This window comes from Bacillus sp. UNCCL81 (assembly GCF_900112535.1).
Taxonomy (GTDB): domain Bacteria; phylum Bacillota; class Bacilli; order Bacillales; family Bacillaceae_G; genus Gottfriedia; species Gottfriedia luciferensis_B.
In genome coordinates, this window is record NZ_FOMF01000003.1 from 16,083 (window position 1) to 32,098 (window position 16,016).

The 16,016-nt window shown below is 35.1% G+C and carries 9 protein-coding genes and 3 riboswitches; of the genes, 8 read left to right on the top strand and 1 reads right to left on the bottom strand.

Going from position 1 to position 16,016, the window contains the following annotated elements:
• Window positions 1-96: 96 nt before the first annotated feature.
• Window positions 97-4,272: a S8 family serine peptidase gene (locus tag BM319_RS06040; protein ID WP_175495571.1), complete on the top strand. Its 4,176-nt coding sequence runs from the start codon at window positions 97-99 to the stop codon at window positions 4,270-4,272.
• Window positions 4,273-4,396: 124 nt separating this feature from the next.
• A complete protein-coding gene (locus BM319_RS06045) occupies window positions 4,397-5,329 on the top strand; it encodes a LysR family transcriptional regulator (RefSeq protein ID WP_175495572.1) in 933 nt (310 codons plus the stop codon).
• A 315-nt stretch (window positions 5,330-5,644) separates the two neighbouring features.
• Here the strand turns inward: BM319_RS06045 and metE are convergent, their stop codons facing one another.
• Window positions 5,645-7,945 carry a 5-methyltetrahydropteroyltriglutamate--homocysteine S-methyltransferase gene (gene metE, locus BM319_RS06050; RefSeq protein ID WP_091022274.1) on the bottom strand — a complete coding sequence of 767 codons (2,301 nt, stop codon included), beginning with the start codon at window positions 7,943-7,945 and terminating at the stop codon, window positions 5,645-5,647.
• A 163-nt stretch (window positions 7,946-8,108) separates the two neighbouring features.
• A riboswitch (cobalamin riboswitch) is annotated at window positions 8,109-8,302 on the bottom strand.
• An 88-nt stretch (window positions 8,303-8,390) separates the two neighbouring features.
• Window positions 8,391-8,503, bottom strand: a riboswitch (SAM riboswitch).
• A gap of 617 nt (window positions 8,504-9,120) precedes the next feature.
• A riboswitch (cobalamin riboswitch) is annotated at window positions 9,121-9,319 on the top strand.
• Window positions 9,320-9,486: 167 nt separating this feature from the next.
• Here metE and BM319_RS06055 point away from each other — a divergent pair.
• From BM319_RS06055 to BM319_RS06080, 6 genes are all read left to right on the top strand, one after another.
• Window positions 9,487-9,711 (top strand): hypothetical protein, encoded by a 225-nt coding sequence (locus BM319_RS06055; RefSeq protein WP_091021757.1) that lies wholly within the window; start codon window positions 9,487-9,489, stop codon window positions 9,709-9,711.
• Window positions 9,712-10,845 carry a citrate synthase gene (gene mmgD / locus BM319_RS06060; RefSeq protein ID WP_091021759.1) on the top strand — a complete coding sequence of 378 codons (1,134 nt, stop codon included), beginning with the start codon at window positions 9,712-9,714 and terminating at the stop codon, window positions 10,843-10,845.
• 85 nt (window positions 10,846-10,930) lie between these two features.
• Window positions 10,931-12,364 carry a 2-methylcitrate dehydratase gene (gene prpD / locus BM319_RS06065; RefSeq protein ID WP_091021762.1) on the top strand — a complete coding sequence of 478 codons (1,434 nt, stop codon included), beginning with the start codon at window positions 10,931-10,933 and terminating at the stop codon, window positions 12,362-12,364.
• A gap of 17 nt (window positions 12,365-12,381) precedes the next feature.
• Window positions 12,382-13,296, top strand: a complete 915-nt coding sequence (gene prpB, locus BM319_RS06070) for a methylisocitrate lyase (protein WP_069033557.1) — start codon at window positions 12,382-12,384, stop codon at window positions 13,294-13,296.
• A 104-nt stretch (window positions 13,297-13,400) separates the two neighbouring features.
• Window positions 13,401-15,110 (top strand): acyl-CoA dehydrogenase FadE, encoded by a 1,710-nt coding sequence (locus tag BM319_RS06075; RefSeq protein WP_069033558.1) that lies wholly within the window; start codon window positions 13,401-13,403, stop codon window positions 15,108-15,110.
• A 15-nt stretch (window positions 15,111-15,125) separates the two neighbouring features.
• Complete coding sequence (locus BM319_RS06080) at window positions 15,126-16,013, top strand: NAD(P)-dependent oxidoreductase (RefSeq protein ID WP_091021764.1); 888 nt, start codon at window positions 15,126-15,128, stop codon at window positions 16,011-16,013.
• Window positions 16,014-16,016 lie beyond the last annotated feature (3 nt).

The window sequence follows — 16,016 nt, forward strand, 5'->3', positions numbered from 1 at the left end:
GTAGTGTATTTGTTCGGATCTATTAATTAAAAAAAAATAATGGATTATAACAATTTCTATCAGTACAGATCAAAAAATATGCAGGAGGACTGGAAAATGGGGAAGAAGTTTACAAACAAAAAAATTGTAAAAAATGCTACTGCTATTACATTAGGTGTAGGTTTAATTTCTAGTAGTTTTCATGCTTCATATTTTAATTCATCGTCAAAGGTAAAGGCTGCAACATTTGATACGAATGCAGAGTCGATTTTAGCTAATTTAACACCTGCTCATAGAGAGGCCTTAACACAGCTTTCGAAGAATGATCAATCGGGATTATTCTTAAATCCTGATGTTAATATAGATAGTTCAGAAGATGTTTCTGTAATTGTACAATTCAATCAAAAGCCACATAAAGTAGCTGTACTTGAAGCAGCCTTAAAGGGTGAAAGTTTATCAGATAGTGAGGCTAAAAGTTTAGAAGATGCTGATCATGCAACGTTTGACAAAGACTTGCTAAAGCTATCAAGCGATGATGACACGACATATAAAATAAGTAGAAAATATAAAAATGCTTTCAATGGAGTCTCATTAAAGATTCCTGCAAATAAAGTTAAATCTCTTCTAAATTCAAAAGCAGTTAAAGCGATTTATAGCAATGAAACTGTTAAGGAAGATCTTCCAGTAGAAAAGGCAGAAGATTCAACTAAAACTCAAGGACAAGGAATGGCAGATGAGCGTTCATACCTACAAATCGATAAATTACATCAAGAAGGCTATACAGGTAAAGGAGTAAAGGTCGCTGTACTGGACACTGGAGTAGATTACAATCATCCGGATATAAAAGGTGCTTATAAAGGCGGATACGATTTCGTTAATAATGATAATGATCCGATGGAAACGACTTATGATGATTGGGTAAAAGCTGGAAAGCCGGGAGGAACCTCTGGTGCAACAAACTATGTAACGGAACACGGAACACATGTATCTGGAACGATTGTAGGACAAGGAAAAAATGCTAGTGAATTTGCAACTACTGGAGTGGCTCCTGATGCTGACCTTTATGTATATCGTGTACTTGGACCTGGGGGTAGTGGAACGACGGATGGCATTCTAGCTGGAATTGATCGAGCAGTAGCAGACGGAATGGACATTATGAGTCTTTCTTTAGGTGCTAATTATAATGACCCAATGTATCCTACTAGTATCGCAATAAACAATGCAGTTTTAAATGGAGTAACAGCAGTTGTTGCAGCTGGAAATGCAGGTAATAAGATGTATACTGTAGGATCACCTGGTACAGCAGCTCTAGCATTAACAGTAGGGGCTAGTAGTGTTCCAATTACGACACTTGGAGGAAAAGGATCGATCGATAATGTAACTGCATCATTACTTTTGATGGCAAAAGGCGCAGGGGATGATATTTCAAAATTAAAAGGTGTTACGAATTCGGTTGTAGATGTAAATCTAGGTGAAGCATATACTGGTAAAGATGTAAAAGGTAAAATTGTTCTAATGAGTCGTGGAACTTATACATTAGATTCTAAAATCTCGGTCGCTAAAGCACAAGGCGCTGCAGCAGTTCTTATGTATAATGACAATCCTACTGAAGGACAAATTCCAACCTTCTTAGGAGATGGTGTGAACTTTATCCCAACGTTCTCGTTATCTAACGCAGATGGACTTGCTTTGAAGAAAAAGCTACAATCAGGATCTTCTAACTTTACATTTACTGATATAGGTGAAGCGAAAACTCAGGGAGATACATTAGCAGACTTCAGCTCACGAGGTCCTTCACGTGCAACATATGATATTAAGCCAGAAATTACGGCACCGGGTGTGAGTGTACTTTCAACGGTTCCAAGCTTTATTAATAGCCCAAATGATCCGACTGATTATAAAAATGCGTATCAAAGAATGTCAGGTACATCGATGGCTACACCATTTACAACTGGTGTCGCAGCTTTATTAAAACAAGCACAACCTGATTTACAACCAGAAGATATCAAGGCCATTTTAATGAATACTGCTGATTCATTAAGTAAGCCATATAGTGTATTTGAGCAAGGTGCTGGACGAATCGATCCTTATAACGCAATTCATTCAACGATTGAAATTAAAGTTAAAGAAAAAACGTCGACTATTATAAATGGAAAAGAAAAACAAATTAATGAGGATACAGGTGCATTAAGCTTTGGAAATGTCGCATATAATGGTTCGGACTATTCAGATACACGTTCTGTTACGTTAATGAACAGAGGAGAAAAATCGAAAACATTTGATGTAAAAGTAAATTTCCAATCAAATCTGCGCGGTTCAAAAGATGCACAAGCAAATGGAGTAACTGTTCAAACAGATTCAATAGTTACACTAAAAGGGATTAGCCAAAAGAAAACAACTATTACCTTGAATATTCCAAAGACAGCAGAAAAAGGGATTTATGAAGGCTATGTAGTGTATACAAACAAAGACAATCCTTCAGAAACTTACCGAGTTCCATTTGGTGTACACTATGTTGAGCAAGGGTTTAATTACTTTAAACTTTATAAAAAATCAGTGCCTGAATCACTAATTCAAAGCAGTCAAAAATGGAATCGAACAGATGCTGCTAACTTTAGCTTAAGTTCACATATGAAAACAATTGACGTCGTTATATCGGATGCAAAAACTGGTAAAGATCTAGGTATTGCTAATTCGTATGATGGAGTAGCATATGATGAAGGTGTTGATAATGTACTTGGTTTCGTATACTGGGGATATTACCACCCATTTACAAATGATCCGAATAATCCAATCGGTATGAGAGATGACCAACTTGTCGTACCAAAAGCGGGGCAATATGTATTAAAATTGGTAGGTACAGATGATGACGGAAAACAATATACGATCAGTCAAGATATATTTGTAGATGGTACAAAACCAAAATGGGACGTTCATGTAGAAGGTGAAGTACCTGGAAAACAAATCGTTGAATATAAAGATGGACAAACTAAAGTTGGTGTAACAGGGCATATTACAGATGATAATGTTGCTGTAAAACAATCTGCTGGAATTACTGCTGATCAAACACAAAATCAATTTTTAGCTTATTATAATAGTTACCTGCCAACTAATAATTTGACAGTTGACAAAGACGGTAATACATCTGATGAAATCGCATTGTCACCGGATTTACAAGTATTACCTGTGAAATTTGAAGGAATGGATGAAGCGACAAATGGTAACCTTCAAAGCCAATATTATTTCGTAAATGAGCATACGCCTTATGTATATGGTCAGATAAATGCTCCGACAACATACAATAAGGTATTGGCAAAGCCAGGGGACACATTTACAATGACGTTAACAGCAAATAATGTAAATAAATTAAAGAAAGCGAACTATCAGTTCTCAGATACATCAGGTACAAAAATAACAAATATTTCATTGAATCCTGAAGCTAAGAAGCTTGGAGCGACACTAGACGTAAAACAAACTACTTCAGGAAGCCGAATCTCATCTGATGTTACTGTTAATTTTAATGGAACAACTGGCGTAGATGGTGATATACCAATGGTAGATTTAACACTTCAAGTGCCTAAACCGCTTCTGCCAAGAGATAATACATCATTTAGCCAATATGATTCATCTAGCCCAGTTACTTCAACATTTACAAATGTAGATAATGTAACTTCTAGTCCTTTTACAAGCGTGACATCAATTAGGATCTTAAAAAACGACCAAACAGAATTTGTAGGATATATACATGCAGAAGGCTTTAAAAATGCTTCCGGTACTTTGGATTCTACAAAAGATTACTCAAAGAGTTCGCCAACTTTAACAGTAATTGATAGTAATGGAAAAGTAGTAAAAACAAATATCGTCGCAAAAAATGGATCGTTTGATATTACAGGAATGGATCCATCAAAAGATGATTATACGTTAATCCAAGATATTCCAGGTCATTTTACAACTTATTACTCAAAAATTAATGTTCATTATGATCTAGATGATCAATTCTATGGTGTATATTATAGAGTAGGTATAGAAAGCACTCCATATGCAACTGCTGGAGATGTAAACAAAGACGATGTAATCGATGTGAAGGACGCATTAGCAATCCAAACATATTGGGGTACAAATAAACGAAGTGCAGATATTAACTTCGACGGTACGGTCGATGCGAAGGACTTAGCATTTGTTGAAAAGAATTACTTAATGCAAAACCCTTGGATCCCAGCTCCTCCAAAACCAGTTAAACAGTATAAAGGAAGTACTTTAGAATCAGTTAAGAGTCAATTAGGAGTACAATAAAAGTAGGCCTGTTCTCTACATTTGAGAACAGGCTTTTTCTAACATATAATACCATAACATTAACTAGATATATTCAATTCAAATTATGTTAAAATATTAATAATGTAATATGAAGGAGAAGAAAATGAGTATCAACAGTTCGAATATTTACAGCATGAATATACAAAAATTAGAGTATCTAGTTGAAGTTGCAAAAACCGGTTCCTTCTCGATTGCTTCACAAAATCTATTTGTAAGTCAGTCTGCTATTAGTCAATCGATTGTAAGTATCGAAAAGAAATTAGGGATAAAATTATTCGAACGAACAAGAGGAGGAAATAATGCGATTCCAACAATTGATGGAAAACAAATTATACCTTTAGCGAATGAAATCGTTCTAAAATATCAAGAATTAATCCAGAATGTACAATTAATTAATGATAATATGACCGGTAATTTAAAAATATCTACAGTACCAGGTTTTATTACACAACTTTTAAATCCAATTTCAGCTATAAAGGAAGAACATCCTAATATCACAATTGATGTCTTTCTTAAACCAGGCCAAGAAATTATTGAAGATGTACTAGAGGGCCGTAGTGATATAGGAATTGTACCATTTATTAAACATTTACTAGAAAGTAATGAAAATCTAAATTATCAAAATTTATTTACAGCTAAAATGAAGTTATTAGTAAGTAAAAAGTCTCCCCTGGCAAAAAAATCATTCGTTACGCCACAAGAAATTGTTAAAGAAACGCTAGTTGTTTATAACGGTGTATATATGCAATGGTTTAAAAATAATTTCTATAAAAAGTTTGGTAAAATGAGAGAATTATTTTCATCTACAAATGTTGATGCAATTTATAAGGCGATTGGTGATAACTTAGGTGTCTCATTTGCTCCTTATTTATCTGAAAATTACATCATTAATGAAGATGTCAAGATTTTAGATATTGTAGGTTACGAAGATCTACAAATTCAATATGTATGGTTTATGTCTAGTAAGAAAAGATATTCAAAATTGATAGACGACTACATAACGAAATTAAAAGATGAGTTAAATGTAAATGATTGATATAAAAAGTGGATGATCATTCATCTACTTTTTTATTTTAGTCGATATATTATAGACACCCAGCCTTTTAAAACCATTAATTAATGCTCACTTTATAAGATTGAAAAAATTTAATAAAAATTAAGTAGAACATCTTGGAGGCAAAAGTAAAAAAATATTGACTTAGTGGGTTAAGACCATGGAAACTAGTTTGTCAAAGAGTTCCTAAAATCCTTTCTAATGTTAAATAATACACTGGAAATTATAGAAAACCACTGTAATACTTCAGTGGTTTTCTTGTTTATATACCAATGTAAACAATATTTCTGAAAGAGCTTATAGTTCCTCTTTTACAAGAAACTTTTCTCTCGCATGTTCTGCAGCTTCAACCATCACTTTTAGTGCTCCGACTGTTTCAGCAATACCCCGTGTTTTCAAACCGCAATCAGGATTAATCCAGAAGAGTTTTGGATTAATTATTTGAAGTGCACGATCAATATTTCTTGCGAGCTCTTTAACCTTTGGTACGCGTGGACTATGAATATCATAAACGCCAAGACCAATCCCTTTATCGTACGTATTTTCTTCAAAGGCATAAATTAACTCACCATGGCTTCTTGATGTTTCAATTGAAATAACATCAGCATCGAGAGCATTAATTGCATCAATGATATCTTCAAAATTCGAATAGCACATATGAGTATGAATTTGTGTATCATTTTGTACAGAAGCAGTCGCAAGTTTAAATGCATTAACAGCAACGTTCAGATAGCTTTCCCAGTTTTCGCGCTTTAATGGAAGTCCTTCACGAATTGCTGGCTCATCGACTTGAATCATTCGTATTCCGTTTTTCTCAAGCTCTTCAACTTCTGTTCTAATCGCAAGTGCAATTTGATTTGCAACATCGTAACGTGAAATATCATCTCGTACAAACGACCAGTTTAAAATTGTAATTGGACCTGTCAACATGCCTTTTACCGGTTTAGTTGTTAAAGATTGGGCATATACAGATTCTTTAACAGTCATTGGTTCTTGAAACGACACGTCTCCATAAATAAGTGGTGGTTTTACGCAACGAGATCCATATGACTGCACCCAACCAAATTTTGTGAATTGAAACCCAGCTAATTTTTCTCCAAAATACTCAACCATATCTGTTCGTTCAAATTCACCATGTACAAACACATCTAAGCCAAGTTCTTCTTGAATATCAATCCATTTTTTTATTTCTGCATAAATATACTCTTCATATTGAGTAGTAGTTATTTCGCCTTTACGCCATTTTAAACGCTGTCCTCTAACTTCCTGTGTTTGTGGAAAGCTACCAATTGTAGTAGTAGGAAGAAGTGGTAATTTGAAAAACTCTTCCTGAATAGATTGGCGAACTTTATAATCTGCCTCACGATTAACACTATATATGTGTAAATTTTGAATTGCTTGCTGAACTTGTTTGTTGTTTCGAACTGACGATTCATTTAAAGCTTGGATGGCTTTTGTGCTTTCATCGATTTCTGCTTGAATTGAAGTTTTTCCATCTTGCAAGCCTTTTGCAAGTATAACAATTTCTCGTAACTTTTCATCAGCAAATGATAGCGCACCTTTTAGAACTTCATCAAGCGTTTCTTCATTTTTCACTGTAACAGGTGTATGTAATAAGCTTGAGGAAGGTTGTACGATAACTTGCTCTTTTGAAACAAATTCCGTAATTTGTGTAAGAATAGAATGTTTATCATTAAGATTTGCACGCCATATATTACGACCGTCAATAACTCCAGCAGCAAGTATCTTATCCTTTGGGAAACCATACTTTTTAATCGAAGCTAGATTCTGACCGTTATCATGTACAAAATCAAGTCCAATACCATCAACTGGAAGTGAAATTACATCTTGGTAGTTGTCAATGCTCTCAAAGTAAGTTTGCAAAATCAGCTTTATGTTAGGTGCTGCTTCACGTAATGTTTGGTAGACATCGTTAAATAATGCAACTTCTTCTTTTGAAATAGACGTTGATAAGATAGGCTCATCTATTTGTACCCACTCTACTCCTTCTGTTTGTAGATCGTGTAAAATCTTAGCATAAAGAGGTACAAATTGATTAACGACCGATTTAAAATCATTTTCATTATAGCCTTTTGACAGTTTTACAAATGTTACCGGGCCTAAGATTACAGGCTTTCCTTCAATATTAAGTTTTTGTTTAGCCTCTTTATAAAATTCAAGAGGACGGTTTTCGACAAGAGTAGGTACTACTTCGCCCAACTCTGGAACAATATAGTGATAGTTTGTGTTAAACCATTTTGTCATTTCAGATGCAACGGCACCTTTCGTACCACGTGCGATCTCAAAATATGTTTCTAGCGATACTTTACCTCCACCATATTCAAAGCGCTTTGGCACTAGACCGAACATAACAGCCGTATCAAGAACATGGTCATACAAGCTAAAGTCTCCTACTGGAATCAAGTCAATTCCTTGATTCTTTTGCTTTTGAAGATGGTGTATACGAATTTCCTCTGTTTGTTTTAAAAAATCTTCTTTTTCTAGTTTACCTGCCCAAAACTGTTCAAGTGCTCTTTTCCATTCACGCTTTTCACCAATTCTTGGATAACCTAAATTAGAACTTTTTACTTTTTTCATCATTTATACACTCCTTGTTTTTTTGATGTCTGATTTTTACGTCTCAATAAAAAATCTCTCTTTTCAAAATAGAAAAGAGAGACTCATACGCATCGTTAACTTGAGTTGAGACCTTTTGGTTCCCAAAACACGTACTCCTCACTCCCCCCTATTCATCCGTAGGTACAAGCGCATACAACAGGCAGGTCTCCTGACTTAGACTCAACACTTCTTATCCCTTCCCATTTCAATTTTGAAACAGTGGTAAATTGATAAGTCGCTCCTCAATACAGTGGCGGGACCGTGTCGGATTTTAACCGAACTTCCCTTTTAAGCTGTGAAAATGACTTTCACAACACCTGATGCATTTTTTATTCAATTTTATTAACAAAACTTCAAAACACTCATAATAATAAAAAGCCCTCTCTAATTGAAATAGAGAGGGCTACAAAATTTATGGAATCCTCTCTTATTTTCCAAAGCAAAAAATGCTTTGCAGGAATTAGCACCTTTTCAACAATACTGCTGAATGGTTGCCGGGCTTCATCGGGCCAGTCCCTCCGCCTCTCTCAATAAGAGTTAAATAATTTATAATGTTTTGAATTTAATAGTCATGTTATCACGATAAACACAGGCTGTCAAAATAAACTTTCATAAATTTAATAAAAAGTCGTAAGTAGGATTGATTGTTCACATTTTGGTAGTTTAATTAGATATGGGAACAAAATTGGAGTTTAATTAAAAAGCTTCAGCTAAAAGGCCGGTTAAATTAAAACTAAAAAAGTAAGTGATACTTGGAAAGTAAACTTAGCTGATGAGTTTATTGATGGATTAAGGAATATATATGATCGAAGTAACGATAAAGATTTGAAATTAAGAAGAATCGACTCTACCAATTAAAAAAAATGTAAAATATATAGATATTTTAATATAACTAATACGTTAGTTAGCTGTTTAAGAATAGAGATTAAAATTCGTTATAAAAGAATTAAGTAGCGGGTTAGAAAATTAGTAGACATTACATTCATATTAGGAAAATTATGGATATTTTTTATGTTTTAATTAAATTCAATAATACTTTTCTCATAATCGGTTTTTATTTATATTTAAATAATTATTATTGAATTGTTAAGTAAAAACATTAAATTATAACAATTGTGAATTATCTAAACGTTTGTTATAATTTGTTTTACAATTTGATACGTGTAGAATCAGGTGTAGATTATGAGATTTGTAATCTACTTAAAAGGGAAGTTCGGTTAGAATCCGACGCTGTCCCGCAACTGTATTTAGGAGCGATTCGAAATATCCACTGTCTTTTCGTAAAATGAAGATGGGAAGGTTCGAAAAGTGATGATCATAAGCCAGGAGACCTGCCTGTTTCAGCACACATCATATACCTACGCGGATAGGGGGTGTTAAGTGCGAGCGAATGTGGCATGTTTTTTTAATTGATTAAAAACATGTTTATTAAACCATGAGTTCTGACTTAACAACTTCTTCTTAAAAGAAGTTGTTTTTTTATTGTCAATTTTCTATTTCAAATTATGAGGAGGGTTTAGTTGTTTGGTACGGTTGAGTATTTTATCAATGATTTTAAAACATGCATCATGAATGGTTTTTGTATTGAACCGTCAATTAATTTGAGCTCCTATTATGAACAACAAACAGAAGGAATAAAAAAACGTTTAGGAAAAAGTGATGAAAAGGAGGTTCATTTAAACAATCTTGAAAAGGCTTACAAAATAATATGTGAAGAGCTATTTGGAGATGGGAGGAAGATATAAATGGAAGCTAAAGAAAAATTTTATCCGGGATTAGATGGTGTTGTTGTAGCAGAAACGAAGATTTCTTTTTTAGATACAGTGCAAAGCGAAATTGTAATTAAGGGTTATGACCTTATAAAACTAGCTGAATCAAAAGAGTATTTGGATATTGTCCATTTATTACTAGAAGAAAAATTACCTAATTCTATTGAAATAGCAGAAATGAAAAAGAATCTGAAGGGGGAATATGTAATACCTGAAGAACTTTTGGATATGTTCAAACATCTTCCTGAGAATACACACCCGATGGATGGTCTTCGTACGGGTATATCGGCGCTTGCAGGATATGACATTAACCTTGATGAACGTTCATTGACTGCAAATAAAAAACGAGCATATCAATTGATTGGTAGAGTACCAAATATTGTAGCAAATAGTTATCGAATCATTCAAAAACTTGAGCCTATTCTTCCAGATGAAAATCTATCATATAGCGCAAATTTCTTTTATATGCTGACTGGTAGAATCCCGACTTCATTAGAGGAAAAAATATTTGACCAATCCTTAGTGTTATACAGTGAGCATGAAATGCCAAACTCTACGTTTACAGCAAGGGTAATTGCTTCAACTCAGTCTGATCTATATGGTGCATTAACTGGCGCGGTGGCATCTTTAAAAGGTAACTTGCATGGAGGAGCTAATGAGGCTGTTATGTATATGCTTAATGAAGCGGGGAGTGTGGAAAAATTTGAAGAATTGCTAGAAACAAAACTGTTTAAAAAAGAAAAGATAATGGGATTCGGTCATCGAGTTTATATGAAAAAGATGGATCCTAGAGCTTTATTGATGAAGGAAGCATTAAAAGAGCTATGTGATATAAAAGGCGACGATACACTATATAAAATGTGTGAAGCTGGAGAAAGAATCATGGAGAGGGAGAAAGGTATTTATCCAAACCTGGATTATTATGCTGCTCCTGTCTATTGGATGCTAGGAATTCCAATTCCTTTATATACACCTATCTTTTTTAGTGCAAGGACAGTAGGGCTTTGTGCACATGTAATTGAACAGCATGCAAACAATCGACTATTCCGTCCACGAGTAAGTTATATAGGTGAGCGACATGTCTTTAATAAAACAACTGGGCAGTTGTAAGAATCGCTCACCAATTAAAAATGGATATTTTGGCGAATACCCATTTACATCATAATAGACTTTTAACAAAAAAGGAAGGTACTGTATGTTAAAGACAAATGATAATACGAAAACAGATATTTTATTAGAAGAAATCGCAGATTACGTTTTAAATAAAGAGATTAAGAGTCCAGAAGCATTTAGCACTGCTCATTATATATTACTAGATACATTGGGGTGTGGAATTCTCGCTTTAAACTATCCGGAATGTACAAAATTGTTAGGGCCTGTAGTAGCTGGAACAGTTGTACCAAATGGAACTCGAGTACCTGGAACATCATACGTTCTTGATCCTGTAAAAGGGGCATTTAATATCGGATGTATGATTCGTTGGCTGGATTATAATGACACTTGGCTAGCTGCGGAATGGGGTCACCCTTCTGATAATCTTGGCGGAATTCTTGCAGTAGCTGATTATTTGAGCCAGGTTCATATTTCTGAAGGGAAAGAGCCATTAAAGGTAAGAGATGTACTAGAAGCAATGATTAAAGCACACGAAATTCAAGGAATTCTAGCATTAGAAAACAGCTTGAATCGTGTTGGGCTTGATCATGTTCATTTTGTAAAAATTGCTACAACAGCAGTAGTGACGAAAATGCTGGGAGGAACTCGTCAGGAAATCATAAACGCACTTTCGAATGCATGGATTGATGGCGCTAGCTTAAGAACTTACAGACACGCTCCTAATACAGGTTCACGTAAATCTTGGGCTGCAGGTGATGCGACAAGTAGAGGTGTGCATTTGGCAATGATGGCTTTAAAAGGCGAGATGGGCTATCCGACTGCCCTTTCAGCTCCAGGATGGGGTTTTCAGGACGTCTTATTTAATAAAAAAGAGGTAGTACTTAGTCGACCACTTGATTCTTATGTAATGGAGAATATCCTATTTAAAGTATCGTATCCTGCAGAATTCCATGCTCAAACTGCAGCAGAATGCGCAGTTAAGCTTCATCCTCAAATTATAGACCGTTTAGAAGAAATTGATGAAATTAAAATCATGACGCATGAATCTGCGATACGAATAATTGATAAAACTGGACCGCTTAATAATCCAGCAGATCGCGACCATTGCTTACAATACATTACAGCTGTCGGATTACTTAAAGGTGATATTACAGCTGAAGATTACGAAAATGAAGCAGCTAAGGATTCAAGAATTGATACTTTACGAGAAAAAATGAATGTGGTAGAAAATAAAATCTACAGTGAAGATTACCTAGATGCTAGCAAGCGCTCAATCGCTAATAGTGTACAGATCTTTTTCAAAGACGGAACAGCTACTGAAAGCGTGGAAGTAGAGTATCCATTAGGTCATCGTTTCCGACGAGAGGAAGCAATTCCAAAAGTAAAAGAAAAATTTACTAACAATATCAATACACACTATTCAAGTAAACAACAGCATTTAATTGAAGAAGCCTGCTATGACCAAGAGAAATTGGCAAGCATGAATGTAAATGATTTTGTTAATTTGTTTATTTAAAAAGGAGGTGCACTAATATGGCATGGATTGTAGACAAACAATTAGCACAAACTGAACTAGCTTCTAGGTTTCAAGTGCTTATGTCTGAAGATAGCATTTTACAAATTCCAGGTGCACATGATGCAATGGCGGCACTTGTTGCTAAAGAAGCAGGTTTTTCAGCTCTTTATTTATCTGGTGCAGCTTATACAGCAAGCAGGGGACTTCCAGATCTTGGGATTATTACTTCGACTGAAGTTGCAGAGCGTGCAAGAGATTTAGTGCGTGCTACTAACTTGCCGGTGTTAGTAGATATTGATACTGGCTTTGGGGGGTACTTGAACGTAGCCCGAGCAGCGCGAGAAATGGTGGAAGCAAATGTAGCGGCTATTCAGTTAGAAGATCAGCAGTTGCCTAAAAAGTGTGGTCACCTTAATGGAAAACAGCTTGTAACAACTGAAGAAATGGTTCAAAAAATTAGGGTAATTAAAGAGGTTGCTCCTTCATTAATCATCATTGCTCGGACGGATGCTCGTAACAGTGAAGGATTAGATGGAGCGATCCAAAGAGCGACAGCCTATGTAGAAGCTGGAGCTGATGCAATTTTTCCAGAGGCACTTGAATCTGAAGAGGAATTTCGCATTTTTCGTAAAATGATTCGTGTACCTCTTCTTGCTAATATGACTGAGTTCGGAAAGACACCGTACTATACGGCAGAAGAATTTAGTGACATGGGATTTCAGATGGTTATTTATCCAGTGACATCTTTACGAGTGGCAGCAAAAGCGTATGAAAGAACGTTTCAATTGATAAAAAATGAAGGTACACAAAAAGAAGCAATTAAAGATATGCAAACAAGAAGTGAGCTATATGATGCGATTTCATACTATGACTTTGAAAATCTAGACAAAGAAATGGCAAAAACAGTCCTTACTGAAGAACATAAATCATAAAAACACACCATGAAAAGGCGATGATTCAAATCAAGAGAGGAAGATAGAATCATCGTCTTGTTTTTACGGTACATATTTTAAAACCGTAGAGGAGGAGAAAGTTGATGGATGAATTAGATTCTCGTTGGAATGATCTTTTCGTATCGCGTTTTGGAACAGCTGATGTGTTTACACCAGAAGATTTTAGTGAGGAAGAGCAACTCATTTCAAAAACTACAGAATTATTTGTAAAAAACGAAGTAATGCCTCTAATCGAATTAATTGATCAGCAAGATCATGAAAAGGTAAAAAGGTTGTTTCAGGAAGCGGGAAGTTTAGGTTTATTAAGTATAGAAGTTCCAGAAGAGTACGGTGGATTATCACTTAACAAAAAGCTTTCAGGACTTGTAGCTGAAAAGATGGGGGCTGGAGGGTCATTTAGCGTTTCCTTTAATATTCACGCCGGTGTTGGAACATTACCATACGTATATTACGGTACAGAATTTCAAAAACAAAAATACCTGCCTAAGCTCGTATCAGGAGAATGGATTGGTGCATATGCACTTACGGAACCAAACGCAGGATCTGACGCATTAAATGCAAAAACGACTGCCTCTTTGAATGAGAGTGGTACTGCATGGATTTTAAATGGTGAAAAACAATGGATTACAAACGCTCAAGTAGCTGATGTGTATGTAGTTTTTGCGAAAACAAATGAAGGAATGACTGCATTTATCGTAGAGCGTTCATTCAAAGGTGTTTCGATAGGACCTGAAGAAAAGAAAATGGGGATAAAAGGCTCGTCAACAGCAACTGTAAACTTAGAAGATGTTAGCGTACCAATTGAGAATGTACTAGGCGATGTTGGCAAAGGTCACAATGTGGCGTTAAACATATTAAACATGGCTCGATTAAAACTAGCATTCTCAAATATTGGTACTTCGAAACAAGCATTGAAAATTGCTCTAACCTATGCTAAGCAGCGAAAACAGTTTGAAACGGCGATTATAACCTTTTCGATGATTCAAGAAAAGATTGCAGATATGGCGATTTCCATATATGGGGCAGAAAGCTCTGCTTATAGGACGGCTGATGATTTGGATCATGTCTTTGATTCATCAAATCCGTTAGGTACTAAGTTAAATGAGTTAAAAAACTATTCAACAGAGTGTGCAATTAATAAAGTAAACTGCTCCGAAGTCCTAGACCGAATTGTAGACGAGGCTGTACAGATTCATGGAGGCTATGGCTATATGCAGGAGTATGAAGTTGAGCGATTGTACAGGGATGCGAGAATTAGTAGGATTTTCGAAGGGACAAATGAAATAAACCGCTTAACAATTGCAAAAAATTTAATTAAAAATGCACAAAATAACAAAAAATATCCCGACGATCTGATCAATAATCAAGAAACTAGATACCGACAATTTATTAAACTATCTAAACATCTTCTTAATAGAACGTTGGAAGCGCTAACGAATTCAACTATTAACATAAATCAAGAGCAAGAATACTCACGCCTTCTTGCTGATATGAAGAAAGAAATTTATGTAATGGAATCTGCAGTCATTCGGACTGAAAAAGCATTACAAAAGAGCAAGCCAAATAAAGAGCAAATAAAAGAATTAATGACGAACGTGATTTGTGAAGAAGGATACCGAAAAATTGAAGGCTTAGTGGTGTCTGTTTTATCAGGAATCGAAGTAAATGAAGCAAAAAGAAAACAAATATTAGATGAGATTCGAAGTCTTCCAGCGCCACTTTTCAGTAATCTATTTACTCAAAAACGTGAAATTGCAGAAAGAATGGGCGTTTATGAAAAATATATTGTGTGAATGGAGTGATTTCTAATGAAAAATATCGGTTTTATAGGTCTGGGGAATATGGGTCTTCCGATGTCCCAAAACTTAGTTTTGTCAAACTTTACTGTATATGGTACGGATTTAAATAAAAAAGCCGAAATGTCATTTCATCAAGCTGGAGGTATAATTGGAGTTTCAATCCAAAAAATGGTTGAACTTTGTGATGTAATTCTTACAAGTCTACCTTCATCAAATGCAGTAGAAGAAGTTTTTCTAGGAGAAAAAGGACTTATTAAACTGGCTAAATCTGGCATTGTATTAATTGATACTAGTACGGTTGCACCTGAACTAAATTTCCAAATTGAAGCGGCAGCAAGAAAAAAAGGCATTGAATTTTTAGCAGCACCTGTAAGTGGTGGTGTAATTGGAGCGATCAATAGGACTCTTACATTTATGGTAGGGGGTTCAAAGTCTACCTTCGATAAGGTGCTACCTGTTTTGAGCACGATGGGAGGGAATATTTTTCATGTGAACGAAAGGGTTGATAGCGGTACGAACACGAAATTGATAAATAACCTCTTAATTGGATTTTATACTGCTGGTGTGAGTGAAGCCCTACATCTTGCAAAGAATAGTAATTTAGATCTGGATAAATTGTTTGAAATGCTGAATGTAAGTTATGGTCAAAGCCGAATTTATGAACGCAATTATAAAAGTTTCATAGCCGATGAAAACTACGAACCAGGTTTTTCATTGAAGCTATTGAGAAAAGATCTGGGCTTTGCATTGGATTTAGCTGAAAAGAACAATGTCGAACTACCGATGAGCAAAATTCTCTTTAATCTATATGTAGAAGCTGATGAGAGTGGATTAGGTGAAAAAGATATGGCGGTTTTATACAAAAAAATTAGTGAACAGAAATCTACTATTTTATAAGAG